The following is a 22,840-nucleotide window of genomic DNA, read 5'->3' as shown; positions in this document are numbered from 1 at the left end:
TGAGGTGGCGCGCCGTGCGGGCAGCTCGCTGGCCAGCAGCGCACCCATGCCCACCACCCCCCCAGGCCGCGCGCACATCCCGACCCCAGAACCGCAGATACCGCCTTCACCCCGCCTCTGCCGCCTTCGACATGCGGCCCCTCCCCTTGAACGTCAAGGGAAGCCCGCCGACCCGTCGGGGCGGGTAGCATGGGAAGCCGTGAGCACGGCTGGCACCCTCCTCTTCCTGTTCCTGTTGGCCCTGCTCCTCGCGGGGATGCTGTCCATTGTCTTCCACACGCTGAGGACGGGCATCTCTCCCATGCCCACCTCGGGCAAGGTGCGCCGTCAGCTGCTCTCCCTCTTGCCCCAGGAGCTCGAGGGCACGCTGCTGGAGCTCGGCTCCGGTTGGGGGACGCTCGCCTTCGCGCTGGCGGACCACTGTCCTCGCGCCCGAGTGGTGGCCTTCGAGTCGTCCCCTCTTCCGTATGCCTTCTCGCGGCTGCGCCAGCGCTTCTCCCCGCGCACCAACCTCCAGCTCGTGCGCGAGGACTTCTTCCAAACCTCCTTCTCGGAGGCCTCAGCTGTCGTCTGCTACCTCTACCCTGGAGCCATGAGCCGCCTGGCGCCCAAGCTGTCCGCGGAGCTCGCTCCCGGCACGCGCATCCTCAGTCACACCTTCGCGCTCCGCGGGTGGAAGCCCCTGCGCACGCTCGTCGTCGACGACCTGTACCGCACTCCCATCTACCTCTACGAAGTGCCGGCCCGGGAAGGTTGAGCCCCCCTTCCTTTCCTCGGAAGTCATGCCGCCGACCCGCCCTGTCCGGTCCTCCGCTCCAGTCAGACCCACCGGATACGATTCCCTCCATCGCCGCAAGACAACCGCGGCGCGCAAAGGGAGGGACTCGTGGCGGACATCGCGGACGGCGCCCAGCTCGAGGTGCAGGGCTCTGGTTCCAAGCCGTACATCCTGAAGAACACCGGTGGCGTGTACTCGTGCTCGTGCCCGGCGTGGCGCAACCAGTCCATCGCCATCGAGCGGCGGACGTGCAAGCACCTGCGCAAGGTCCGGGGGGATGCGGCGGAGGACGCTCGGGTGGGCGCCGCGGGTGACACCAACGCTCCGGCCCGGCCGGCGGCTCGCAACGTCCGCCCGAAGTCCGGCGCGAACGCGAGCGCGGAGTCCGACGCCGTCACCACCCCGGCGCTGCTGCTGGCCCACTCGTGGGAGAACGATGTCGACCTGACGGGCTGGTGGATGAGTGAGAAGCTCGACGGCGTACGCGCCTATTGGGACGGCAAGCAGTTCTACTCCCGCCAGGGCAATCCGTTCCTCGCCCCCGACTGGTTCACCGCGAAGCTGCCGGACCATCCACTCGACGGAGAGCTGTTCGGCGGGCGCAAGAAGTTCCAGCGCACGGTGAGCATCGTGCGGCGGCAGGATCGGAGTGATGACTGGAAGGAGGTGGCCTTCGTCATCTTCGACGCGCCGAAGCTGGCCGCGCCCTTCGAGGAGCGGCTCGCGCACTGCCAGCAGTTCGTAGAGGACGTGGCGCCCCCATACGCCGAGTGGCTGCAACACGAGCCCTGCAAGGGAGTGACGCACCTGCGCGAGGAGCTGGCGCGGGTGGAAGGCCTGGGGGGCGAGGGCCTGATGCTGCGCAAGCCGGGCTCGCGCTACGAGGCGGGCCGCTCTCACACGCTGCTGAAGGTCAAGAGCTTCAAGGACGACGAGGCGCGCGTCATAGGGCACGCGGCGGGAGCGGGCAGGCACAAGGGCCGGCTGGGAGCGCTGGAGGTGGAGCTGCGTGACGGCACCCGCTTCTCCGTGGGCACCGGCCTCTCGGACCAGGAGCGGGAGAATCCGCCCTCGGTAGGCACCATCATCACCTTCCGCTACCAGGAGCTGTCCAACGACGGCGTCCCGCGCTTCCCCTCGTACGTGGGGGTGCGCATCGACGCCGCGCCCTTCGAGCCCACGACTCGGCGCAAGCGCGCCTGAGCCGGATTTAACCATCCGCCGGCTCCGGGGTTCTCAGGGGCAGATGACGCCGGGAAGCAGTCCCGGCGCGTCACCCCAAGGAGAACTCCGCCATGCGTCTGAAGCTCGCCCTGTCCGCTGCCGTTGCCTCGCTGCTGTTCGCCGCTCCCGTGCTCGCCGAGGAGCCCGCGAACACGGGCAACAAGGAGCACAAGCACAAGAACAAGGATGAGCGGATGCTCCGCAAGCTCGAGCGCATGGAGCGCCGGCTCAACCGCGCCGTCGAGCGCGGCAGTCTCACGCGCGAGCAGGCGGACACGTTCCTCGCCGAGGCCCGGCAGCTCCGCGACGAGGCCCAGGCGCAGCTCCAGGCCGGCGGGGGCCAGCTCACCGAGCAGCAGAAGCAGCAGCTCCGGGAGCGCAAGCAGGCCCTGCACGAGAAGGTGCGCGCGGCCATGAAGCCCCCCCAGCCCCAGGGCACGTAGTCCACCCGGGCTGCTTCAGGGACCCGGCGGCCTCCAGGCGGGAAGTACCCGCTGGAGCCGCCAGGCCCGCGGACTCAGGAGCGCGAGCTACTTCGCGTCCTCGGCCGTGCGGTTCTTCATCAAGGTGGGGTCACTGATGAAGCCGGAGTACATCAGTCGGTTGGGCGAGCACCTGCCCGCGTCGGCCACCTTGCCAGGCGTGGAGTTCTCGACGAGCAGCGAGGTGACGGTGGCGGGAGTGGCGGCGGGGATGCGCTCCAGGAGGAGCGCGGCGAGCCCCGCGACGTGCGGCGAGGCCATCGACGTTCCGCTGAGGGGACGCGTGGCGGCGTCATCGGAGATCCACGCCGAGGTGATCTTGTCGCCCGGAGCGAAGACATCCACGCAGCTTCCCCAGTTGGAGAAGGAAGCGCGCTTGTCCCCGTCGGTGGTGGCGCCCACGGTGATGGCGGTGGGGCTGCGAGCCGGAGAGCGGGAGCAGGCATTCTGGCTCTCGTTGCCCGCCGCGACGACGAAGGTGATACCCGCGGCGACGGCCCTGGCCACCGCCTCATCGAGCGCATCGCTCTTGCCGCCACCCAGGCTCATGTTGGCCACGGCGGGGAGCAGCCTGTTGTTGGCCACCCAGTCCACGCCGGCGATCACCCCGGCGGTCGAGCCGGAGCCGCTGCAGTTGAGCACGCGCACCGCATGGAGCTGGACGTTCTTGGCGACGCCGTAGACCTGGCCTCCCACGGTGGCGGCCACGTGCGTGCCATGGCCATTGCAGTCGTTACCCTTCTGCCCATCCGTGAAAGTGTCGAAGGCGATCTGCGCGCGCCCGCCGAACTCGGCGTGCGAGATGCGGATGCCGGTGTCGATGATGTAGGCGTTCACGCCCTTGCCGTTGGCGCTGTAGAGGTAGGTCTTGTCCAGGGGCAGTTCGCGCTGATCCACGCGGTCGATGCCCCAGGTGGCGTCGGGCTGGCGCTCACCGATGGCGCGCATCACGCCGTTCTCCTCCACGTACTCGACCGAGGGATCAGCGGACATCGCCCGGGCCTGCTCTGGAGTCATCCGGCTGGCGAACCCGCGCAGCGCATGCTCGTACGTGAGGAAGGAGGTACCGCCGTAGCGCGCCGAGAGGCTCTCCGCGGCCACGGAAGGAGCGAGCGTCTTCTCTCCCGGACGAGGCGCCTTGAGGACGACGATGTACTCGCCCTGCACCGGCTGGGCGGCGGTGATGAACTTCCCCTCGCGAGCCTCCAGGCTGGAGGCCGTGGGGCACGGCTCCTCAGGGGCCGGCGTGGGTGGCTTGGGAATGCTCCCGGACGGGCACCCCAGCAGCAAGGACACGGACACAGCAGAAACGGCCATCCACGATACGTTGCGAAGACGCATCAATTCCCCCTGTTGCGTGGTAATAAAAGACTACCTGTTTCAGTTTAATGTGACGTCTGACGCCTCATTTCCTGTCCACTCCATCTTCAATCCTGTTCAAAAACAGACAGATGGGCGGCGCCGGTTGGATGTATTCAATTCGCCGCTACTTCTGGGGCGGAGGCTCCACCGTCCTGGGAGGCTCGGAGGAGGGCTCGCGCTTGAAGGGACTCCAGGATACGACCACCTCCTGGCCCGTTGCGTCATGGCCATACAGGAAGTCGAGGAGCTGTTTGAGCTCCGACGAGGTCTCTGAAGCGCGCACCATGACGTAGCCGCGGAAGCCGCCGCGCCCGAGCTCTTCCTCTACCTGAAGCACCTCGCGCCAGGGCCGCATGGCGGTGTCCGCCTGCCCATCCCAATGAAGGGAGATGCGCTCGAGGCGCTCCCAGGTGACGACCGTCCCTTCCGGAACGCGGACCACCACGTCGCTGCGCCAACCTCCTTCGGGGAGTGGGCGCCAGCGGGAGACCCGTAGATCGACAGGAGGCGGAGTGTCCGAGGGCGGCTGCCCGCGCGTAAGAGCGAACGCAGTCGCCTCCAGGGGCCCTCCTCGATCGAGACGGGCCTGGAGCCGTACGGTGAAGCTCTTGATCTCCTGGGCACCGAGGCTCTGAAGCGAATAGGAGTGCTCGACGCGAGGCTCGGAGGTGGTCGAGGTGGTGCCATCACCGAAGTCCCACGCGTACGCCGTGACGCGCGCATCACCTTGGTAGAGGGCTTCAAACGCGAAGCTCCCCTGCCCTCGCTGGCTGACCGCGACACGGAGGGGCTCATTGCGCTGAGTCTCCTGCTCGCCGCACCGGCGCACGTCGAGCTCGACCTCGCGCTCGGCCAGCACGCCGACGCGCCGCCCTCCGAGGTCCGTGCACACCTGGAAGCGAACCCGGTACCGGCCAGCCGTCTCCGGAGCCCGCCACTGGAGCGTCGAGCCGGGGTGCAGCTCCGCGCTGTTCCCCGCCACGGGCCAGACCCACCGGTAGACCGCACCTGGCTCCGGCTCCCCTCCGAGACGGGCGGACAGGCCCATCGACTCACCTGCGCACACCCATGACCGGTCCGTGTCGATGCCCTCGACGACAACGCTGGACGTCAGGGACACCCGCTCCTCATTGAGGGCCACGGAGAGCGCCTCCCCGGAGGCCGACAGCAAAGCAGGCACGGGCTGCGCGGGAGAAGGAAGCGCAGGAGCGGGAGGCGTCGGAGGCCGTACCGCTGGAGCCGTGGCAGGGCGCTCCACGACAGGGGGAGACCGGGGAGGTGGCTCACTGTCGGACCGAGGCCAAGACGCGATGGCGAGCGCGAGCAGCAGCGCCGTGGCCGCGAGCCCCACGACGACGCGAGCACGCGCCCTGGCGCCAGGACGCTCCGGAGTTCCGGGTGGCACGGGAGCGTTGAGCACGGAGGACTAGAATCCGAAGTCGTTCAGATGACGGCGGTAGCCCTGCGAGTTGGGCCGGTACCACTGGTCATCCCAGCCCTTGAACTCCACATCATCGAGCAGACGCTCAGTCTTGCCATTGAGGATGACAGAGTTGATGAGCTGAACGGCCGTGGAGCCCACGTTCCGGGAGACGAGCCGGTTCGAGGTGGCGGTATCGAGGTATTGATAAGTCGTGCGGCTGCAGTAGTCCTGGAGGAAGCAGCCACTGTCGCAGGTGCTCAGATTGTTATAGGTGGCGTGTTTGTCTTCAGCGACGTAGAGCGTGGGCCAGCCGCGAGAGGAATTGCGAGAGTCGATTGCGGTGTCATACTCGAGCTGGTCATACGAATACCAGGCGGACGAGTCACAGCTGCTCTTGCGATGAGCGGACAGATAGGCCCAGTCGAGGTACCACTTGCCGCCGGAGTAATGGACCTCGAGGAGCTGGAACTCGGGATCTCCGTCATGGCCGGTGGTGATGCCGGTGTCCTCGAAGAAGGTGTCCATGTAGAAGATCTGGAGTGTGCGGGTGGAGAAGCTGGTGCTCTTCACCGCGAAGTAGGGACGCCGGGCATGGCCGCTCTCTCCGCTGTCGAACCAGAAGAGGGGCATGAACCAGAAGGCGACCTGGTACTCACAGTCGTCGTTGAGCCCGTCGCGATCAGCATCCGTGCCGGTGCCCCAGCAGTTGTCGCCATAGGGGATGGTGGCAAGACCATCGGCGCGGGCCGAGCCCTGCATGGCAAGGAACAACCCCAACGACACGACTGCGATTCGGGCGAAGCGGTCCATTCGAGCCTCGGGGGAAAGAGGGACGCGCATGGTACACGTCCCCAGACCCCGACGCCCAAGCTGCGACGACGCTTCGCGATGCCAGGGCCCGCTATCCCTGGCGCAGCACGAGCAGCCGCAGCTCGGTCATGTCCTCGATGGCGTACTTCACGCCCTCTCGCCCCAGCCCCGAGCCCTTCACGCCGCCGTAGGGCATCGTGTCGACGCGGAAGCTCGGCACGTCGCCCACGACGACGCCCCCTACCTCCAGCTCGTCCCACGCCTGCATCGCCCGCGACAGGTCGTTGGTGAAAAGGCCTGCTTGCAGCCCATAACGCCCGTTGTTCACCTCACGCAGCGCGTCATCGAACGAGCGGAATGACTGGAGCAACACAACCGGCCCGAACGCCTCCTCCGCGCACAGCGGCTCGTCCGCGGGCACGCCCTCCAACACAGTGGCCTCGAGCAGGGCACCACGCCGCCCTCCCCCAGTCAGCACGCGCGCCCCACGCCCCACCGCGCGCTCGATCCAGCCCTCCAGCCGCCGCGCAGCGGCCTCGTCAATCATGGGGCCGAGGGTGGTGGCCTCATCCCTGGGGTTCCCTGCACGCAACGCCCGAGCCCTCGCAACGAGCCGCTCGCGCAGCGCGTCGTACAGCTCCTCGTGCACGAGCACGCGCTGCACCGAGATGCAGCTCTGCCCCGCCTGGAAGAAGGCGCCGTGAGCCACTCGGTCCGCGACGAAGTCCAGACGCTCGCCCTGATCGCGGTCCACCACGCAGGCCGCGTTACCGCCGAGCTCCAGGACCACCTTCTTGCGCCCAGCGCGAGCCTTGAGCTCCCATCCCACCTTCTCCGAACCGGTAAACGAGAGCAGCTTCAGCCGGTCATCCTCGATGAACGGCCCCACGTCCTCGAGGCGGGTCGTGAGAACCGAGAAGGCCCCCTCGGGGAGCTCCGTCTCGGCGAGCACCTCGGCCATGATCGCCGCGCTCACGGGTGTTCGGTCCGACGGCTTGAGGACGAACGGGCAGCCCGCGGCGATGGCGGGCGCCACCTTGTGAGCCACCAGGTTGAGCGGGAAGTTGAAGGGTGTGATGAACGAGCACGGACCTACCGGGACGCGCTGGGTGAAGCCCCGGTAGCCCGCAGCGCGCGGCGACACCTCCAGGTTCAGCACCTCTCCTCCACCGCGAACGGCCTCCTCGGCCGCCGCCTTGAAGGTGTCGATCAGCCGGGCGACCTCGCCCCGCGCATCGCGGAGGGGCTTGCCTGCCTCGATGCAAAGTGCAAACGCCAGTTCCTCAGCCCGCTCGCGGAAGCGGCGTACACAGTGCTCAAGTACCTCCTGGCGCGCGTATGGCGCCAGTCGTCGCATCGGGCCGGCCGCGCGCACCGCCGCGGCGATGGCCTCCTCCACGGCGCTCGCGTCCGCAATCGCGACGTGCGTCACGACCTCGCCTGAATACTTGTCGGTCACAGCCAGGTCCGCATTGGGCTGCCGCGGACGGTTGGCCAGGTAGTACGGGTAGCGTTCAGCCAACATGGTGCTCCTCACTTTCTCTCTCATGTTCGTGGCTCAGCGTGCGGCGCCGTCCTCGTCACCGGCACCGAGCGCACGAGCGTTGTCCGAGTAGTCGATGGGCAGGTCGATGACGTGTACCCCGCCCGACTCCAGGCAGCGAGCGAGCGTGGACCCAAACTCCGCAGCACTCGTTGGGCGGTGCCCGCGCGCGCCATACGCCTCCGCGTAGCGGACGAAGTCCGGGTTGCCCAGCTCCATCCCGAAGTCCGGGAGCCCCATCTCCCCCTGCTTCCAGCGAATCATCCCGTAGCCGTCGTCACGCACCACGACCACGGTGAGATCCAGCTTCAGGCGCACCGCCGTCTCGAGCTCCTGCGAGTTCATCATGAACCCGCCATCGCCACAGACCGCGAGCACCTTGCGGCGAGGGTGAACCATCTTGGCCGCGATGGCGGACGGGAGCCCCGCCCCCATGGTCGCGAGCGCGTTGTCGAGCAGCAGCGTGTTGGGCCGGCGGCAGCGGTAGTAACGAGCGAACCAGAGCTTGTACATGCCGTTGTCCAGACACACGATTCCGTCGTCTGGCATCGCGCGTCGCACCTCGGCCACGAGCCGCGCGGGGTAGATGGGGAAGCGATCGTCACTGATGCTTTGGGAGAGCTGCGAGTCGAGTCCCGCGCGGGCGCGCTCGAAGGGGGCGAAGTCCCAGTGCGTGCGTGGGCCAACGCCCTCCGCGATGCGCCACACCGCGTTGGCGATGTCGCCGGTCACCTGCACCTGGGGGAAGTACACAGGGTCCACCTCGGCCGAAGAGAAATTCAGGTGAACGACCGTGCGGCGGTTGTCGCGCATGACGAACGGTGGCTTCTCGACGACGTCGTGGCCGACGTTGACGATGCAGTCCGAGGCTTCGATGGCACGGTGGACGAAGTCCCCGTCGGAGAGCGCGGCCGTGCCCATCCAGAGCGGATGCGTCTCATCCACCACGCCCTTGCCCATCTGGGTGCTGAAGAAGGGCATTCCCACCCGGTCCACGAAGACGCGGAGCATCTCCGAGGTGAGCTTGCGGTTGGCTCCCGCGCCAATCATGAGCAACGGGCGACGAGCAGACGCGATGGCCTCGACGGCCAGGGCGATGGAAGCCTCATCCGCGACGGGCCGGCGGTGGGCGCCGGGTGCGAGTGGCACAGCCTCCGTGGACTCGCGCGCCACGTCCTCGGGTAGCTCCAGGTGTGTCGCGCCGGGGCGCTCCTCCTCCGCGCGACGGAACGCCTCACGCACTGCCGAGGGGACGTGCTCCGCGGAGACGAGCGTCCGGGTGGACTTGGTGAGCGGCCGCATCATCCCCACCACGTCGACGATCTGGAAATGGCCCTGCTTGCTGGCCTTGATCGGCTTCTGGCCGGTGAGCATCACCATGGGCATGGCGCCGAGCTGGGCGTATGCGGCAGCCGTGACGAGGTTGGTCGCACCAGGACCCAGCGTCGAGAGGCACACGCCCGCGCGTCCCGTGAGCCGGCCCCACGTGGCGGCCATGAAGCCCGCGGCCTGCTCGTGACGCGTGACGATGAGGCGCATGCCCGAAGCGCGCATCGACTCGAGCAGGTCGAGGTTCTCCTCACCGGGAAGTCCAAAGACGCAACGCACGCCCTCCGCTTCGAGTGCTTTGACGAACAGGTCTGATGCCTTCATGGGATCCCTCCTTCGGGATACGGAGAGAATTAAGCGCGGCCTTCGATTCGTACATTCGTTTGTTCCCATGGACCCGATAGGCATTGCCTATGATGCTGGAATGGAGCTCCGCCACCTCCGCTACTTCTCCGCCGTTGCCGACACCCTCCACTTCGGACGCGCCGCGCGGCGCATCCACGTCTCACAGCCCACGCTGTCGCAGCAGATCCGCCAGCTCGAGGAGGAGCTCGGCTCGCCGCTCTTCGAGCGCGCACGCAGCGGTGTGCGGCTGACGCAGGCGGGGGAGCTGTTCCGCACCTATGCCTCACGTGCGCTGGAGGACGTAGACGCCGGCCGGGTGGCGGTGAGCGCGCTGCGAGGGATGACCTCGGGAGCGCTGCGCGTGGGCTACCCGCCCAGCATGCGGAGCGTCGTGGTGCCCGCCCTGGCCGCTGTGCTGCGCAAGCACCCGGGCCTCGCACTGAGCGCCGAGGAGGCACTCGTGCGGAGGGTCGAGCGGCGGCTCACGGACGGCAAGCTGGACGTGGGGCTGGCGTACACACCCGCGCGCTCACCGGACCTGGATGCGGAGCCCCTCTTCGACAGCAGGCTCGTGCTCTTCGTCGCGCGGGGGCACGCGCTGGCGGGTGCGGACTCCGTGGGAATGCGGCAGCTCAAGGAGGAGCCCTTCGCGTTGCTCTCGCGGGGCTCGCGCGTGCGCACACGTGTGGACGCCTACTTCGATGCCATGCGGCTCACACCGCACATCGCGCTCGAGTCCAACGCGGTGGCCACCGTGCTGGCGATTGTGCGCGCGGGCCTCGCCGTTACGGTGCTTCCCGAGCCCCGGCTCGCCGACGCCGAGCGGCTGGTGGTGAAGCGGCTCTCCCCTGCGCCGAGATCCGAGCTCGCAGCGCTCGTGTGGCGCAAGGGTGCGCCCCGCACGCCCGCGGCGGAGCTGTTCGCGGCGGAGGTGCGGGAGCGTGCGAAGGAAGTCGGAGCCTGAGTGAGCCACGATGCGCCCGCGGCTCCGCGCTCCTCCGCGCGCTCAGCCGCCCTTCGGGAAGTTGCGGCAGGCCTCGTCGTAGTCCCGCCACCAGCCCTCCAGGGCCTTCATGTCCGTGGCCCGGGGCTCGTCCCCCGTTCCCGCCATGTTCAGGTAGGCGTGCAGCAGCGGGCGGAAGTGCGGGTGCGCGCACCGCTCGATGATGTCCATGGCGCGCCGCTTGGGCGAGCGGATGTCCATGTTGAGCGCGTAGCCGTGCTCGGTGACGACGCACTTGATGTCGTGCTCGGTATGATCGATGTGCCGCACATACGGCATCACGCAGCTCACCGTGCGCCCATCCTTCAGCTGGCGGGTGGAGGGCGTGTGCACGATGCTCAGGTAGGCGTTGCGGAAGAAGTCCCCCGAGCCGCCCAGCCCATTGACGATGCGTGAGCCGTCGATGTGCGTGGAATTGACGTGGCCGTAGATGTCCACCTCGATGGGGGTGTTCATCGCGATGACGAACAGCCGCGAGATGATCTCCGGGCTGTTGGACAACCACATGGGCCGCAGCACCAGCTTGTCCCGGCAGCGCTCGAACAACTCCATGAAGCGCCGGCGTCCCTCAGCGGAGAAGGAGACCGCGGTGGCCGAGGCGTTCTCGAACTTCGCATCGTCCTCCACGTAGCGCAGCATCCCGTCCTGGAAGACCTCGGTCCAGAAGCGGATCTTCTGGAAGGGGGACGCGTAGAGCTCGCCGATGATGGCGTTGGCCACGTTGCCCACTCCGGACTGGATGGGAGGCAGGCGCTTGCCCCAGTCGAACTGCTTCCGGCACTCGAGGAGGAAGTCGATGACGTGCTGCGCGATGCGGCGGTCTGTCTCGCTCGCGGCCTTGAAGGGCACCGGGTAGTCGGGCGTGTGGGACTCGACAACGGCCACCACCTTGCTGCGATCGAACTCGACGTAGGGCGTGCCGATACGGTCCCGCACGTTCACCAGCGGCAGCGGCCAACCCACCTTGGGGTGCACGGCGGGCAGGACGATGTCGTGGAAGCCCGTGTAGTCCGGCACCGCGGTGTTGACCTCGAGGATGACCTTGCGCGCCCGGGCGAGCGCCTCGGCGGAGACACCCACCGAGGAAGAGAGAACGACGCTGCCATCCTCGCGGATGCGAGACACCTCGACGACGGCGACGTCGATGTCGCCGTAGAACCCGTACATCAGGTTGCGCGCGAAGGCGGACAGGTGGACGTCGGTGAAGTCCATCTCCCCCGAGTGGATGAGCTTGCGGGAGGCGACCGAGGACATGTACGGCCCGCGCTTGCGGATGAAGGGGGCCATGGGCCCCTCCACGTCGTCCGAGAGTGAGGCGCCGCTCAGCAGGGTGATGCGGGAAGCGGGTGCCGTCTCAGTGAAGTGCCGAGCGAGCGCAGGGAAGAAGGTCTTCGGCTCACCCGACTTGGTGAAGCCGCTGATGGCCACGGTGCAGCCGTCAGTGACGTGCTTCACCGCCTCCTCTACCGGGACAACCTTGGCCAGCAGCTCAGTGTTCTCAATTCGATCCCGCAGTGTGCTCATGAAAGTCCTGGTCGAATGCGGCGAAGTCCAGCCCTCGCGCTGTGCCCTGTGGTGACCCATCCAACCAGGGCAAACTCATGCCCGGAAACGAAAAAGCCCCGAGTCACCACCTGAACCGTCACGGGGTGATCGCTCCAATCAGTTCCGCGAGTCTGGCTGACTGGTGCTTCCTGGACCGGAGCCATCACTCCCTCCTCATGAAGGTGACGGCGGGTGGCACCCCGGACCTGTAATTCTCGGTGGCCTCGTCTCGTCCAGCTTTAATAGAAGCTCTGCATGAGCCCGGACGTCATCGAAGCCCTCCTCCACAATCGGCAGCGCTTCCTCGCCTTCCTGGTGCCTCGCGTCGGCAGCACGGAAGTGGCCGAGGAGGTCCTCCAGTCCGCCCTCCTCAAGGGGATGGAGCGAGGAAGCGAGCTGCGCCAGGAAGAGAGCGCGGTGGCCTGGTTCTACCGGCTGCTGCGCAACGCCCTCATCGATCGCCACCGGCGCGAGGAGCGCGAAGGGCGCGCACTGCACCATCTGGCCGAGGAGAGTCCCCTGTCCACCCAGGACGTGGAGGAGCTGGAGCGCACCGTCTGTGCCTGCGTCCTGGGCCTCACCACCACGCTGAAATCGGACTACGCGGACATCCTCCGCCGGGTGGACCTCGAGGGCTGGAGCCTCGCGCGCTTCGCCAGGGAGTCCGGCATCACCCCCAACAACGCCAAGGTGCGCCTCCACCGGGCGCGGCAGGCGCTCGGCCGCCGGCTGGAGCAGTCCTGCGGCCCCTCCTGCTGCCGGCGAGGGTGTGCGGACTGCCCGTGCGAGCCCGTCTGACCCCCTGATATTCGCGGCTGTAACCTGCGCCTGGGCCGGGCGTCAGCCTCAGGTGAATGGGGCAGGACACCGGAAGAAAGGCTCGAGTCCGGCGTATTCCGTGCTCCTACAAGAACCAGGAGCGCCCTCTCATGGCCGGTCATCACCACCACGCCCACGCCGCCCCGTCGCCCGGACGGGCCTTCGCCATTGGCGTGGCCCTCAACGTGGGCTTCGTCGCTGTCGAGGCCACCTTCGGAATCCTCTCCAACTCCCTCGCGCTGCTCGCGGATGCCGGGCACAACCTGAGCGACGTGCTCGGCTTGCTGCTGGCCTGGGGGGCAACCCTCCTGGCCAGGCGGCGCCCGACTTCCCAGCGCACCTACGGGCTGCGCAGCTCGTCCATCCTGGCGGCCCTCTTCAACGCCCTCTTCCTGCTCGTCGCGGTGGGGGGCATCGCCTGGGAAGCCATCCAGCGCCTGGGAGAACCCGCCCCCATCGCCAGCACCACCGTCATGCTCGTGGCGGGCGTGGGTATCGTCATCAATACGGCCACGGCCCTGCTCTTCTGGAAGGGCCGCGAGCACGATGCCAACATCCGCGGGGCCTTCCTCCACATGGCCGCCGACGCGGGCGTGTCGTTGGGCGTCGTCCTGGCGGGCGCCCTCATCCACTTCACCGGGTGGGCGTGGATGGATCCGGTGGTGACGCTCGCCATCGCCGCCATCATCGTCCTGAGCACGTGGGGGTTGCTCAAGGAGGCGCTCGATCTCGCCCTCCACGCGGTTCCCCGAGGCATCAACCTGGAGACCGTGGAGGCGCGGCTCGCCCAGGCGCCTGGAGTCGCCAAGGTGCATGACCTGCACGTCTGGGGCATGAGCACCACCGAAACGGCGCTCACGGCCCACCTCGTGATGCCGCGAGCCCCTCACGGCGACCACTTCCTCGAGCGCCTGAAGCAGCAACTCCATGACGAGTTCGGCATCGAGCACGTCACGCTCCAGATCGAGCAGGGCGCGCTCACCGACTGCTGCCACCTCCAGGAGCCCACGCGGGCCCGCCCCACCGCTCACACCGCCTGCGAAGGCCACCACGCCTGAAGCCCTCCCCCGCATGACTCATAACCCCAGTCACCCGGTAGCAAAACCTCGCTTCGGGCGCGGGTACCCGGTGAATGCCACTGGGGCGAGCGCCGCCCCCCGGCTGTTATGGGGTGCCGGCGCGCGCGAGTTCGAGGGCTCCTACATGTCCCCTTGACTCCCTGGCACCACGGGAGGAAAGAGCGGCACAGGTACATCATGAGCCTGAGTCCCGAAGTGGTGGAGGTGCTCGTCGAGCACCACCGGAAGTTCCTGGACTTCCTCATCCCCCGCGTCGGTACGCCCGAAGCGGCCGAGGAGCTCCTCCAGGCAGCCTTCGTCAAGGGCATGAGAAGGGTGAGGCAGCTCCCGCGGGCCGCGGATGTAATGCCGTGCCGGCGCGGGCGTCAGCTTCGGTAGAAAATGAAAGGACGCGGCTCCCGGCCCGTCCCCTAGCGCCGAGGCACCTCATGGAAGTCAGCACCTTCACCCGGACAGCCCTTCCCCTCACCACCCTGGCCTTCTTCTTCCTTGCCATGGTGCTACCTTCCATCCGCCTGCGGCGGCGCACGGGCAGGCGTGCCTTCGTGCTGCACCAGGAGGCCAACCCCTTCCAGCGTGTCATCGGCGTGACCATGGGCCTCTTCATGCTGGCGGTGCTCGTCTGGAGCGTGCTGTACGCCCTCCTTGGAGACGCGGGCTTGGGAATCTGGCAGGTGCCCTCGGCCCTCCGCTGGTCCGGCTGGGCGTTGGTGGCCGGCAGCTTCCTCCTCATCGTGCTGGCGCAGATGCAGATGGGGGCCTCCTGGCGGATCGGCATCGACAGGGAGCGGACGGAGCTGGTGACGAGCGGCCTCTTCACCCTGGTGCGCAACCCGATCTTCACCGGCATGTTGGGGGTGGTGAGCGGCGTTGTCCTGGCGACTCCGAGCGCGTGGACGGTGATGGCGTGGGGCCACTACGTCCTCCTGGTTTCTCTCCAGGTGCGGCTGGAGGAGGAGCACCTCCTGCGCCTGCACGGTGACGCCTACCGGGCCTACGCCGCCCGAGTCGGCCGCTTCTTCCCGGGAGTGGGCCACCTGCACGCACGGGCACGCGAGGGACAAGTCGCCCATGCGTGAGGCCCGGCTGCTCACGCTCCTTCTTCTGGTGGTCATGTCAGGCTGCCGGGCTGAGCCACCTCCAAACTATCTCCGTGTGGAGGGGTCCGCTCCGGCCTTGCAGGGTGCCCCCGCCTCCCGCGCCACCCTCGTCGTCTTCTGGGCCTCGTGGTGCGCTCCCTGCCGGGAGGAGACGCCTCAGCTTCGAGCCCTGGCCGAGGCCCCGCCCGAGGGCCTCGCGGTCGTCGTCTTCAGCCATGACGAGGCCATGAAAGCGGTGGAGGACTTCCTCGGAGGGCCCGCGGAAGCGGCCCTGCACCTGCGCCTGGATGAGGGGGAGGCAGCCGCGCGCGCCTTCGGTGTGGACAAACTCCCGACGAGCTTCCTCGTGGTGGAAGGCCGCCTGGTGGCCCGCTTCCAGGGGCCACGGGAATGGAATTCCAGGGCCATGCGGCGCCTTCTGGAGAAGTTGATTCGCGAGCCTTCCGCTCGCCTCCCTGCTTCGGCGGATTGACTCCGCGGTACACGCCCGATAGGACCCACCGGCCGATGCAGCTCTTTCTCCGCCTCATCGCCATTCTGATCATGCTGACGACTGGGGGCGTCTTCCAGACGCTCGCCTTCGCCAGTGACGGGGTCGAGGCGTGCGCTGACGAGGAGGAGGGCGATGAGTGTGCCGACTGTGCGCTCGACTGCGGCGTGTGCCTCTGCTGTCCCCTCCGGGCTGCCCCGGCTTCGCCCGTCGTGGAGTTGCCCGCCGAAGCCTCCCTCGTGGAGCCGGTACTCGCCTCCGTGAGTGAGCACGCTCCCTCCGGAGTGGGCGTGGACATCTTCCAGCCTCCGAGAGCCTGACGCCGCCCTTCACGGGAGACGTGTACCCAGCGAGCCCCAACGCGGGCGCCGCCCGTCTCCTGCGTCCTCCAGTCCGTTCCTCCTGGTTCCCCGTGCATCCCGCGCGGGGCTTTCACCGCCGTGGGCAGCCTCCAACCAGGAGGCGCCACGGCTGGAGCTGCACTCATGCGTTCGTTGCGTTGCCTGTCCGTGGTGGTGTCCCTGCTCGTCGTCCCCGCCCTGCCCGCCCTGGCCGAGGACAAGAAGCCCGCCGAGGCCCCCAAGGCCCAGGCCGAGAAGCCCAAGTGCGAAGAGCACGGCGTGCAGAAGTCCCTCTGCACCCGCTGCAATCCCAAGCTGGCGGCCGTCTTCAAGGCCAAGGGCGACTGGTGCGCGGAGCACGAGCGGCCCGAGTCGCAGTGCTCCATCTGCCACCCGGAGTTGGCCAAGCAGGGGGTGAAGTAGATGAATGCCCGCATCGGCCTCACGGCGCTCTCGGCCCTCCTCCTCGTGGGAGCGGCCGCCTGCTCAAAGGAGTCCAAGCCCGCCGTGGCGCAGAAGTCCTCCGCGCTCTCGGCTGATGCGGGCGCAACCTATCTACCGGCCGCCAAAGCCGGGGAGGTGAAGCTGTGCGAGCACGGCGTGCCCGAGGAGCTGTGCACGAAGTGCATCCCCGAGCTCATCGAGGTCTTCAAAGCGCAGGAGGACTGGTGCGAGGAGCATGGGTTGCCCGAGTCGCAGTGCCGGCAATGCAACCCGGGCCTCACCTTCACGGCCCAGGACACCGCCCCGAAGGACTGGTGCAAGGAGCACGCGGTGCCGGAGTCCAAGTGCACCAGGTGCAACCCGAAGCTCGTGGCGAAGTTCATCGAGGCCGGGGACTACTGCCGCGATCATGGCTTCCCGGAGTCCGTCTGCCCCTACTGCCATCCGGAGTTGGTGAAGGAAGCGGGAGCCGAGCCCCCCGTCTTCCCGGAGCCTGGGACGCGCGTGCGCCTGGCCTCTGCCGAGACGGCCCGGGATGTCGGCATCCGGACGCAGCGCGTGGTGAGACGGCGCTTCGCCCGGGCGCTGGACGTCGTCGGCCGGCTCGAGTTCAACCAGAATCAGCTCGCCCTGCTCTCCGCGCGGAGTGATGCGTTGGTGGTGGAGGTGCGGGTGGACATTGGCGACGAGGTGAAGGCCGGCCAGCCCCTCGTGGTGGTGACGTCCGCCGCCGTGGGGGAGGATCAGGGGCGCCTCTCCGCCGCCCAGGCACGGGTGGAGGCCGCCCGAGCCGCACTCACCCGGGAGCAGCAGCTCGTCGAGCGTGGCATCAGCCCCCGGAAGAGCCTGGAGCAGGCGCAAGCCGACTTGACCGTTGCCGAGAGTGAGCGGGAGGCAGCCCGCGCCGCGCTCATGGCCGCGGGCGCCGCCGCCGGAAGCCAGCAGGGCACGTATGCGCTGAAGGCCCCCTTCTCGGGCACGGTGGTGGCCCGGGATGCCGTGCCCGGCAGGCACGTTACCTCCGGGCAGACGCTCCTCCAGGTGGCCAACCTCGACACCATGTGGGCCCAGTTGGAGGTGCCGGAAGCGGACGCCGGCGCCGTCCGCCCCGGCCAGCGCGTCACCCTCACCTTCGAGGGAATGGGCGGGGAGAGCCGCGAGGCCATGCTTACCCGCGTGGGCAACTCGGTGGATCCGGCCACGCGCACGGTACGGGCCCGTGTGGAGCTGCCCAACCCGGACCGTGCTCTCAAGGCGGGCGTCTTCCTCCGAGCCAAGGTGCAGGTGGCCACCGAGCACGAGGCGCTGCTCGTACCCCGCGAGGCCATCCAGCGCGCAGAAGGACGCGCCCTCGTCTTCGTGAAGAAGGAGGCGGGACTCTACCAGCCCGTCGCGGTGGAGCTGGGGAGCGGCACCCGGGAGCACGTGGAGGTGCTGAAGGGGCTCGAGCCCGGGGCGGAAGTCGTCACCACGGGCGCCTTCCTGCTCAAGACCGAAATTCTCAAGGAGTCCATCGGCGCGGGCTGCTGTGAGGAAGGGGGAGGCGAGTAGCCACCATGCTCACCCGGATCATCGACTGGTCGCTCGCGCACCGTTGGGCCGTCCTGTTGGGCACGCTGGTCCTCGTCGTCTCGGGGCTGCTCGCCTTCCGGGAGCTGCCCATGGACGCCTTCCCGGACACCACGCCCACCCAGGTGCAGGTCAACACGGTAGCGCCAGCCCTCACTCCCGTGGAGGTGGAGCGACAGCTCACCATCCCCATCGAGCAGGCGCTGGCGGGACTGCCGCACGTGGAGGAGCTGCGCTCGCTCTCCAAGTTTGGCCTCTCCCAGGTGACGCTCCAGTTCAGCGACGGCACCAATCTGTGGTTCGCCCGGCAGCAGGTGGCCGAGCGCCTCAACCGGGTGGAGGTGCCCGCGGGCATCGAGCGCCCCACGCTGGGGCCGGTGGCCACGGGCCTGGGCGAAGTCTTCCACTACCTCGTCACCAGCAGGACGCGCAGCCTCGAGGAGCTGCGCACGGTGCATGACTGGGTCATCGCCCCCCAGCTGCGCAGCGTGCCCGGTGTGGCGGAGGTGAATGCCTGGGGCGGCGAGGAGAAGCAGTGGCACGTGGTGGTGGACCCACGCCGCTTGCAGCAGTTCGAGCTCTCCCTGGGGGACATCTACCGGGCCCTGGAGGAGAACAACGCCAACGTAGGCGGAGGCGTGGTGGAGCGCGGAGGCGCCGCGAGCCTCGTGCTGGGGGTGGGCGTCCTGGAGGACGGCAAGGCGGTGGAGGACGTCGTCGTCGCCGCGCGCAGCGGCGTGCCGGTGCGCATCCGGGACGTGGCCCGCGTGGAGGTGGGCAGCGAAATCCGGCGAGGCGCCACGACGGCGGACGGCAAGGGCGAGGCCGTGTTGGGCCTGGGCTTCATGCTGGTGGGAGAGAATTCCCACACGGTGACGGAGGCGCTGGCCCGGAGGCTGGAGGAGGTGAAGCGCACCCTGCCCCAGGACATCCAGGTGGAGCCCGTCTACGAGCGCACCGAGCTGGTGGACCACGTCCTCGGCACCGTGCGCACCAACCTCTTCGAGGGGGCGCTCCTCGTCATCGCCGTCCTCTTCATCTTCCTGGGCAACTGGCGCGCGGGCCTCATCGTAGCCGCGGCCATTCCTTTGTCCCTCCTGTTCGCCTTCAACGCCATGTTGCGCTTCGGCATCGCCGGCACCCTCATGTCGCTGGGAGCCATCGACTTCGGCCTCGTGGTGGACTCGTCCGTCATCCTGGTGGAGAACGCGGAGCGGCGGCTCGCCGAGGCGAAGGAGGGCCGTAGCATCCTGGAGGTGGTGCGGGATGCCGCCATCGAGGTGCGCAAGCCCACCCTCTTTGGCGAGCTCATCATCATGGTGGTGTACCTGCCGATCCTCACCCTCACGGGTGTGGAGGGGAAGCTCTTCCGCCCCATGGCCCTCACCGTCATTTTCGCCCTCCTGGGTAGCGCCCTCCTCTCCCTCACGCTGATGCCGGTGCTGGCCTCCTTCGCGCTGAAGCGGGGGCGCAAGGAGCACCGGGAGCCGCGCCTCGTGACACTCCTCTCGCGTGGCTACCAGCCGCTCCTCAACTGGGCCCTGCGCCACACCAGGGCCGTCCTCGCCGGGGCGGCGCTCCTCGTGGTGGGCGCGGGCCTCGTGGCCACGCAGCTTGGCAGCGAATTCGTCCCCCGCCTGTCCGAGGGCACCCTCGTCATCAACACCGTGCGCCTGGCGGAGGTGTCCCTCAGCGAGTCCGTGCGCTACGGAAGCCAGCTCGAGAAGGTGCTCCTCCAGAAGTTCCCCAATGAGGTGAGGCGCGTGTGGACGCGCACCGGCACCGCGGAGGTGGCGACGGACCCCATGGGCATCGAGCTGTCCGACGTCTTCATCACCCTCGAGCCCCGGGAGGAGTGGAAGCGTGCCGGGACGCAGGAGGAGCTGGTGGCGGAGATGAAGGCGGAGCTCGCGGACATGCCCGGCATGCGCATGGCCTTCCTCCAGCCGATTGAAATGCGCGTCAACGAGATGGTGGCCGGCGTGCGCAGCGACGTAGGCATCAAGCTCTTCGGGGATGACCTGGACGTGCTCAAGGCCAAGGCACGGGAGATGGAGGCCCTGGTGCGTGCCATCCCCGGCGCCGCCGACGTCACAGTGGAGCAGGTGACGGGCCAGCCCGTGCTGCAGGTGACGGTGGATCGGGCCGCCATTGCCCGCTACGGCATTCCCGCCCGGGCCGTCCTGGACGTGGTGGCGGCCGTGGGGACGCACCTGGTGGGTGAGGTGCGCGAGGGGGAGCGGCGGTTCGACCTGGCCGTGCGCCTTCACGAGGAGTACCGGGAGGACCCGGAGAAGCTATCCACGGTGCTGGTGGCCGCGCCGAGCGGGGAGCGGGTGCCGCTGGGGCGCCTGGCCTCCATTCGGGAGGTGTCCGGCCCCACCACCATTCAGCGCGAGTGGGGCAAGCGGCGGCTCGTCGTCCAGGCCAACGTGCGCGGCCGGGACTTGGGGGGCTTCGTCGAGGAGGTGCGACACACGCTGGAGGAGAAGGTGGAGCTGCCGGCGGGCTACTACCTGCGCTTCGGCGGGCAATTCGAGAACCTGGAGAGGGCGCGGGCACGCCTCCTCCTCGTGGTGCCCATTGCCCTGGGCCTCATCTTCCTCCTGCTGTACCTCACCTACCGGCGCGTGCTGGACGCGCTCCGCATCTTCGCTGGCGTGCCCTTCGCCTTGGTGGGAGGTGTCCTGGCCCTCCTCCTGTGCGGGCTGCCCTTCTCCATTTCGGCCGCCGTGGGATTCATCGCCCTCTCCGGTGTCTCGGTGCTGGGGGACATGGTGCTCGTCTCGCGCGTGCGCCAGCTGCTCGAGCGGGGCCTTCCTCTCGGAGAGGCCATCCGCGAGGCGGCCCTCTCGCGCCTGCGGCCCGTGCTGATGACGGCCGCCGTGGCCGCCATCGGCTTCGTCCCCATGGCCCTCAACACGGGGGTGGGCGCGGAGGTGCAGCGCCCACTCGCCACCGTCGTCATTGGTGGCATCCTCTCCTCCACCGTGCTGACGCTGCTGGTGCTGCCCGTCCTCTATTCCGTCTTTGGGGCCGGGCGGAATGAGGCGCACGAGCCCCCTGCCTCCCAGCCGGGCGACAGGGCAGCCCCCGAGGAGGAGGCGGTGGCCCGTGCGGCAATGTGAAAGGGGGCGCACCGCCCGCTGTAATCCACGCGGAAACCGGGCGTCAGCACGAATCCTTGAGGCCCCCCTCGCGCAGAGGCACATACACATGATGACTCCCAAGCTACGAGAGCACTTCGAGCGAGAGCTGCGCCAGTCGGCGGAAGCAGAAGCGCGTGGAGACCTGCCCACCGCGTGGACGCTCCTCGAGCGCGCGCACATTCTCAGTCAGGCCCATGCGGGCCCTCACCTCTGGGTGCACTGGAGGATGTTCACCTTCGCGTGGCGCCGGCGGAACATGCACGAGCTGCTCGGCCAGGTGCCACGGCTGCTACTCGCCGGGCCCGGCTCCCTCCTCGGGCGCGCCCCCTTGGGCAACACGGGAGGCGCCAGCGTCGGCATCTTCACCCCCATGCCCATTCCCGAGGATCTCCAGGCCCTCCTGCGCGATTCGTAGAGAGGGGCAACCCCCAAGTGTCCGCGCACTACATGGTGGACCGCGACGGCAAGCTCTACCAGCTCGTCCGCGGCGGTGGGCTTCATCGCCCTCTTCGGCGTGGCGGTGCTCAACGGACTGGTGCTGGTGGCCTACATCCTCAAGTTGCGCCAGGACGGCCTACCTCCGGCCCAGGCGGCCCATCGTGCAGCCCATGTGCGGCTGCGGCCCGTGCTCACCACGGCGCTGGTGGCCTCGCTCGGATTCATTCCCATGGCCTTCTCAACCGGTGCGGGAGCCGAGGTGCAGAAGCCACTGGCCACTGTCGTCATCGGCGGGCTCATGACATCCACCCTCCTCACGCTGCTGGTGCTGCCCACCGTCTACACGTGGTTCGACCGGGGCAGGCCCACGGATACTCCTGCTGATTGAAGGCCTGCTTCCTGCCGCTACCTTCGGGGCCCGAGAACGATGATGGCCATTCCTGTCATGGCGACGAGCGCGCCGACGACGTCCCTGGCCGTGGGCCGCTCTCCCTCGACGAGCCACAGCCAGACAAGCGCCACTGCGATGTACACCCCTCCGTAAGCGGCGTACGTGCGGGCGGCTCCGGTGGGATGGAGCGTGAGAAGCCACGCGAACACAGCCAGGCTTACCGCCGCGGGGAGGAGCAGCAACGCCGACCTGCCCTCGCGCAGCCACAGGTAGGGCAGGTAGCAGCCGATCACCTCAGCCAGTGCCGTAAGGATGAAGAGGGCGAAGGCGCGCAGGAGCAACACGCTGCGTTATCTCTCACGGCTCCGAAGGGGGCGGCAAGCCCACCCTCTGTCCGCGGGCACGCAGCTCCGCATGCACGCGAGGGCTGCCGTATGTGCGGCGACTGCCCTGGTGCACCTGCTTCACCACCTCGGCCAGGACGCGGTCCGCCTCGTGCAGCGCGGACTCTGGACGCTCTCGCCAGGCGTCGTAGCCCGAGCGCGACACTCCCAGTTGCTCGCACATGAAGTTCACGGGGAAGAGGGCCTTCTGCGCGTCAATCAGCTCGAACTTCACGTCGAGCCCTCCTTCGCGAAGAAGGCCGCTGCTTTTTTTAGGAAGTCACGCTCCTGGGTCTTCCCACGCTTCAGCCGCGTCGCCCGCACATTCGCGGCAACCGTTCGCCTCGACGACGACAAGCCCATGACGTTCCCCGCCTACGAGCGACGGGACGCCCGGGGCCTCTTTCTGATCAGGACCGGGGGTGACCTCCTGTGGAGGATGCGCACGGCGAAGACGATGCTGGTGCAGTACCAGAGCATCGCCGGCAAGCAGGTGCTCCGCTACAGCCTCGACGGCTTCCGCTCAAAGCTCGATGAGCTCTGCTCGAAGTACCCGAAGGAGTGCGGCCCCTTCCCCGACGTAGCGGCCAACCAATGTTCCGAAGGGCGCAGGAGTCGCTCACGCGCAACCCGAGTGAGGCCCGGAAGGAAGCGCGTCATCTGGCAGAATCCGGACTGCTAGATGCGCGGACATCGGGCGCCCTGGCGAGCTGGTAAACGGGGCGAGAGCCGCAGTCGAACTATTCGGCAGCGCCGGATGGTTGCCGCACTGGGGGCGCGCGAAACTCGCCGG

22 protein-coding genes and 2 pseudogenes are annotated in these 22,840 nt (G+C 68.4%); 16 read left to right on the top strand and 8 right to left on the bottom strand.

Annotated elements, in window-relative coordinates; all coding sequences use genetic code 11:
- Positions 1 to 199: 199 nt before the first annotated feature.
- The 3 genes from OV287_RS20500 (at position 200) to OV287_RS20490 (ending at position 2,445) form a co-directional block, all read left to right on the top strand.
- A complete protein-coding gene (locus tag OV287_RS20500) occupies positions 200 to 757 on the top strand; it encodes a class I SAM-dependent methyltransferase (RefSeq protein ID WP_267535724.1) in 558 nt (185 codons plus the stop codon).
- A 129-nt stretch (positions 758 to 886) separates the two neighbouring features.
- Positions 887 to 1,981 carry a DNA ligase gene (locus tag OV287_RS20495; protein ID WP_267535723.1) on the top strand — a complete coding sequence of 365 codons (1,095 nt, stop codon included), beginning with the start codon at positions 887 to 889 and terminating at the stop codon, positions 1,979 to 1,981.
- A gap of 92 nt (positions 1,982 to 2,073) precedes the next feature.
- The gene (locus tag OV287_RS20490; protein ID WP_267535722.1) at positions 2,074 to 2,445 is read left to right on the top strand and encodes a DUF6076 domain-containing protein; all 372 of its coding nucleotides are present in this window, start codon (positions 2,074 to 2,076) and stop codon (positions 2,443 to 2,445) included.
- Between the two features lie 87 nt (positions 2,446 to 2,532).
- Here OV287_RS20490 and OV287_RS20485 read toward each other — a convergent pair whose 3' ends face one another.
- The 5 genes from OV287_RS20485 to OV287_RS20465 form a co-directional block, all read right to left on the bottom strand.
- The gene (locus tag OV287_RS20485; RefSeq protein ID WP_267535721.1) at positions 2,533 to 3,825 is read right to left on the bottom strand and encodes a S8 family peptidase; all 1,293 of its coding nucleotides are present in this window, start codon (positions 3,823 to 3,825) and stop codon (positions 2,533 to 2,535) included.
- A gap of 145 nt (positions 3,826 to 3,970) precedes the next feature.
- Positions 3,971 to 4,987: a PKD domain-containing protein gene (locus OV287_RS20480; RefSeq protein WP_267535720.1), complete on the bottom strand. Its 1,017-nt coding sequence runs from the start codon at positions 4,985 to 4,987 to the stop codon at positions 3,971 to 3,973.
- A 285-nt stretch (positions 4,988 to 5,272) separates the two neighbouring features.
- A complete protein-coding gene (locus OV287_RS20475; RefSeq protein WP_267535719.1) occupies positions 5,273 to 6,109 on the bottom strand; it encodes a hypothetical protein in 837 nt (278 codons plus the stop codon).
- Between the two features lie 61 nt (positions 6,110 to 6,170).
- Positions 6,171 to 7,604, bottom strand: a complete 1,434-nt coding sequence (locus OV287_RS20470; protein WP_267535718.1) for an aldehyde dehydrogenase family protein — start codon at positions 7,602 to 7,604, stop codon at positions 6,171 to 6,173.
- Between the two features lie 33 nt (positions 7,605 to 7,637).
- Positions 7,638 to 9,275 (bottom strand): acetolactate synthase large subunit, encoded by a 1,638-nt coding sequence (locus OV287_RS20465; RefSeq protein WP_267535717.1) that lies wholly within the window; start codon positions 9,273 to 9,275, stop codon positions 7,638 to 7,640.
- A gap of 100 nt (positions 9,276 to 9,375) precedes the next feature.
- Between OV287_RS20465 and OV287_RS20460 the strand changes: the two genes are divergently transcribed.
- Entirely contained in the window at positions 9,376 to 10,260 is an 885-nt protein-coding gene (locus tag OV287_RS20460; RefSeq protein ID WP_267535716.1) for a LysR substrate-binding domain-containing protein, read from the top strand.
- A gap of 42 nt (positions 10,261 to 10,302) precedes the next feature.
- On the opposite strand, the gene OV287_RS20455 is transcribed toward OV287_RS20460, so the two are convergent.
- A complete protein-coding gene (locus tag OV287_RS20455) occupies positions 10,303 to 11,823 on the bottom strand; it encodes an acetyl-CoA hydrolase/transferase C-terminal domain-containing protein (RefSeq protein ID WP_267535715.1) in 1,521 nt (506 codons plus the stop codon).
- A gap of 276 nt (positions 11,824 to 12,099) precedes the next feature.
- On the opposite strand from OV287_RS20455, the gene OV287_RS20450 reads away from it, so the two are divergent.
- From OV287_RS20450 to OV287_RS20400, 11 genes and pseudogenes are all read left to right on the top strand, one after another.
- Positions 12,100 to 12,642 (top strand): RNA polymerase sigma factor, encoded by a 543-nt coding sequence (locus OV287_RS20450; protein WP_267535714.1) that lies wholly within the window; start codon positions 12,100 to 12,102, stop codon positions 12,640 to 12,642.
- 131 nt (positions 12,643 to 12,773) lie between these two features.
- Positions 12,774 to 13,721, top strand: coding sequence for a cation diffusion facilitator family transporter (locus tag OV287_RS20445; protein WP_267535713.1), 948 nt, complete (start codon positions 12,774 to 12,776; stop codon positions 13,719 to 13,721).
- A gap of 198 nt (positions 13,722 to 13,919) precedes the next feature.
- Positions 13,920 to 14,120, top strand: coding sequence for a hypothetical protein (locus tag OV287_RS20440; RefSeq protein ID WP_267535712.1), 201 nt, complete (start codon positions 13,920 to 13,922; stop codon positions 14,118 to 14,120).
- Between the two features lie 50 nt (positions 14,121 to 14,170).
- Positions 14,171 to 14,821, top strand: a complete 651-nt coding sequence (locus OV287_RS20435; RefSeq protein ID WP_267535711.1) for a methyltransferase family protein — start codon at positions 14,171 to 14,173, stop codon at positions 14,819 to 14,821.
- A gap of 97 nt (positions 14,822 to 14,918) precedes the next feature.
- Positions 14,919 to 15,314, top strand: a complete 396-nt coding sequence (locus OV287_RS20430) for a TlpA family protein disulfide reductase (protein WP_267535710.1) — start codon at positions 14,919 to 14,921, stop codon at positions 15,312 to 15,314.
- A 35-nt stretch (positions 15,315 to 15,349) separates the two neighbouring features.
- Entirely contained in the window at positions 15,350 to 15,652 is a 303-nt protein-coding gene (locus OV287_RS20425; protein WP_267535709.1) for a hypothetical protein, read from the top strand.
- A 165-nt stretch (positions 15,653 to 15,817) separates the two neighbouring features.
- Complete coding sequence (locus tag OV287_RS20420; RefSeq protein WP_267535708.1) at positions 15,818 to 16,096, top strand: hypothetical protein; 279 nt, start codon at positions 15,818 to 15,820, stop codon at positions 16,094 to 16,096.
- Positions 16,097 to 17,668 carry an efflux RND transporter periplasmic adaptor subunit gene (locus OV287_RS20415; protein WP_267535707.1) on the top strand — a complete coding sequence of 524 codons (1,572 nt, stop codon included), beginning with the start codon at positions 16,097 to 16,099 and terminating at the stop codon, positions 17,666 to 17,668.
- A 5-nt stretch (positions 17,669 to 17,673) separates the two neighbouring features.
- Positions 17,674 to 20,814, top strand: coding sequence for an efflux RND transporter permease subunit (locus OV287_RS20410; RefSeq protein WP_267535706.1), 3,141 nt, complete (start codon positions 17,674 to 17,676; stop codon positions 20,812 to 20,814).
- Between the two features lie 88 nt (positions 20,815 to 20,902).
- The gene (locus OV287_RS20405; RefSeq protein WP_267535705.1) at positions 20,903 to 21,250 is read left to right on the top strand and encodes a DUF3703 domain-containing protein; all 348 of its coding nucleotides are present in this window, start codon (positions 20,903 to 20,905) and stop codon (positions 21,248 to 21,250) included.
- A 60-nt stretch (positions 21,251 to 21,310) separates the two neighbouring features.
- Positions 21,311 to 21,661, top strand: a pseudogene (locus tag OV287_RS20400) (efflux RND transporter permease subunit); the annotation flags it as partial.
- A 17-nt stretch (positions 21,662 to 21,678) separates the two neighbouring features.
- On the opposite strand, the gene OV287_RS20395 reads toward OV287_RS20400, so the two are convergent.
- Together OV287_RS20395 and OV287_RS20390 are read right to left on the bottom strand one after the other, a co-directional pair.
- On the bottom strand, positions 21,679 to 22,008 hold the full coding sequence (locus OV287_RS20395; protein ID WP_267535704.1) for a YnfA family protein: 330 nt from the start codon (positions 22,006 to 22,008) through the stop codon (positions 21,679 to 21,681).
- A 40-nt stretch (positions 22,009 to 22,048) separates the two neighbouring features.
- Positions 22,049 to 22,404 (bottom strand): annotated as a pseudogene (locus OV287_RS20390) (IS3 family transposase); the annotation flags it as partial.
- A gap of 4 nt (positions 22,405 to 22,408) precedes the next feature.
- Between OV287_RS20390 and OV287_RS20385 the strand changes: the two are divergent.
- Positions 22,409 to 22,729 carry a hypothetical protein gene (locus OV287_RS20385; protein ID WP_267535703.1) on the top strand — a complete coding sequence of 107 codons (321 nt, stop codon included), beginning with the start codon at positions 22,409 to 22,411 and terminating at the stop codon, positions 22,727 to 22,729.
- Positions 22,730 to 22,840 lie beyond the last annotated feature (111 nt).

Origin of the sequence: Archangium lansingense, from assembly GCF_026626635.1 — a bacterium.
Taxonomy (GTDB): Bacteria; Myxococcota; Myxococcia; order Myxococcales; family Myxococcaceae; genus Archangium; species Archangium lansingense.
Note: the sequence above shows the minus strand (reverse complement) of the source record. Positions and strands in the feature narration are given on the sequence as shown.

What these genes read in the sequence shown, in the direction of transcription:
- OV287_RS20440 (WP_267535712.1), top strand. Translation starts at nt 13,920, where the DNA reads ATGAGCCTGAGTCCCGAAGTGGTGGAGGTGCTCGTCGAGCACCACCGG.
- OV287_RS20435 (WP_267535711.1), top strand. Translation starts at nt 14,171, where the DNA reads ATGGAAGTCAGCACCTTCACCCGGACAGCCCTTCCCCTCACCACCCTG.
- OV287_RS20425 (WP_267535709.1), top strand. Translation starts at nt 15,350, where the DNA reads ATGCAGCTCTTTCTCCGCCTCATCGCCATTCTGATCATGCTGACGACT.
- OV287_RS20410 (WP_267535706.1), top strand. Translation starts at nt 17,674, where the DNA reads ATGCTCACCCGGATCATCGACTGGTCGCTCGCGCACCGTTGGGCCGTC.
- OV287_RS20445 (WP_267535713.1), top strand. Translation starts at nt 12,774, where the DNA reads ATGGCCGGTCATCACCACCACGCCCACGCCGCCCCGTCGCCCGGACGG.
- OV287_RS20415 (WP_267535707.1), top strand. Translation starts at nt 16,097, where the DNA reads ATGAATGCCCGCATCGGCCTCACGGCGCTCTCGGCCCTCCTCCTCGTG.
- OV287_RS20455 (WP_267535715.1), bottom strand. Translation starts at nt 11,823, where the DNA reads ATGAGCACACTGCGGGATCGAATTGAGAACACTGAGCTGCTGGCCAAG.
- OV287_RS20465 (WP_267535717.1), bottom strand. Translation starts at nt 9,275, where the DNA reads ATGAAGGCATCAGACCTGTTCGTCAAAGCACTCGAAGCGGAGGGCGTG.
- OV287_RS20460 (WP_267535716.1), top strand. Translation starts at nt 9,376, where the DNA reads ATGGAGCTCCGCCACCTCCGCTACTTCTCCGCCGTTGCCGACACCCTC.
- OV287_RS20470 (WP_267535718.1), bottom strand. Translation starts at nt 7,604, where the DNA reads ATGTTGGCTGAACGCTACCCGTACTACCTGGCCAACCGTCCGCGGCAG.
- OV287_RS20450 (WP_267535714.1), top strand. Translation starts at nt 12,100, where the DNA reads ATGAGCCCGGACGTCATCGAAGCCCTCCTCCACAATCGGCAGCGCTTC.
- OV287_RS20475 (WP_267535719.1), bottom strand. Translation starts at nt 6,109, where the DNA reads ATGCGCGTCCCTCTTTCCCCCGAGGCTCGAATGGACCGCTTCGCCCGA.
- OV287_RS20385 (WP_267535703.1), top strand. Translation starts at nt 22,409, where the DNA reads ATGACGTTCCCCGCCTACGAGCGACGGGACGCCCGGGGCCTCTTTCTG.
- OV287_RS20405 (WP_267535705.1), top strand. Translation starts at nt 20,903, where the DNA reads ATGATGACTCCCAAGCTACGAGAGCACTTCGAGCGAGAGCTGCGCCAG.
- OV287_RS20420 (WP_267535708.1), top strand. Translation starts at nt 15,818, where the DNA reads ATGCGTTCGTTGCGTTGCCTGTCCGTGGTGGTGTCCCTGCTCGTCGTC.
- OV287_RS20490 (WP_267535722.1), top strand. Translation starts at nt 2,074, where the DNA reads ATGCGTCTGAAGCTCGCCCTGTCCGCTGCCGTTGCCTCGCTGCTGTTC.
- OV287_RS20485 (WP_267535721.1), bottom strand. Translation starts at nt 3,825, where the DNA reads ATGCGTCTTCGCAACGTATCGTGGATGGCCGTTTCTGCTGTGTCCGTG.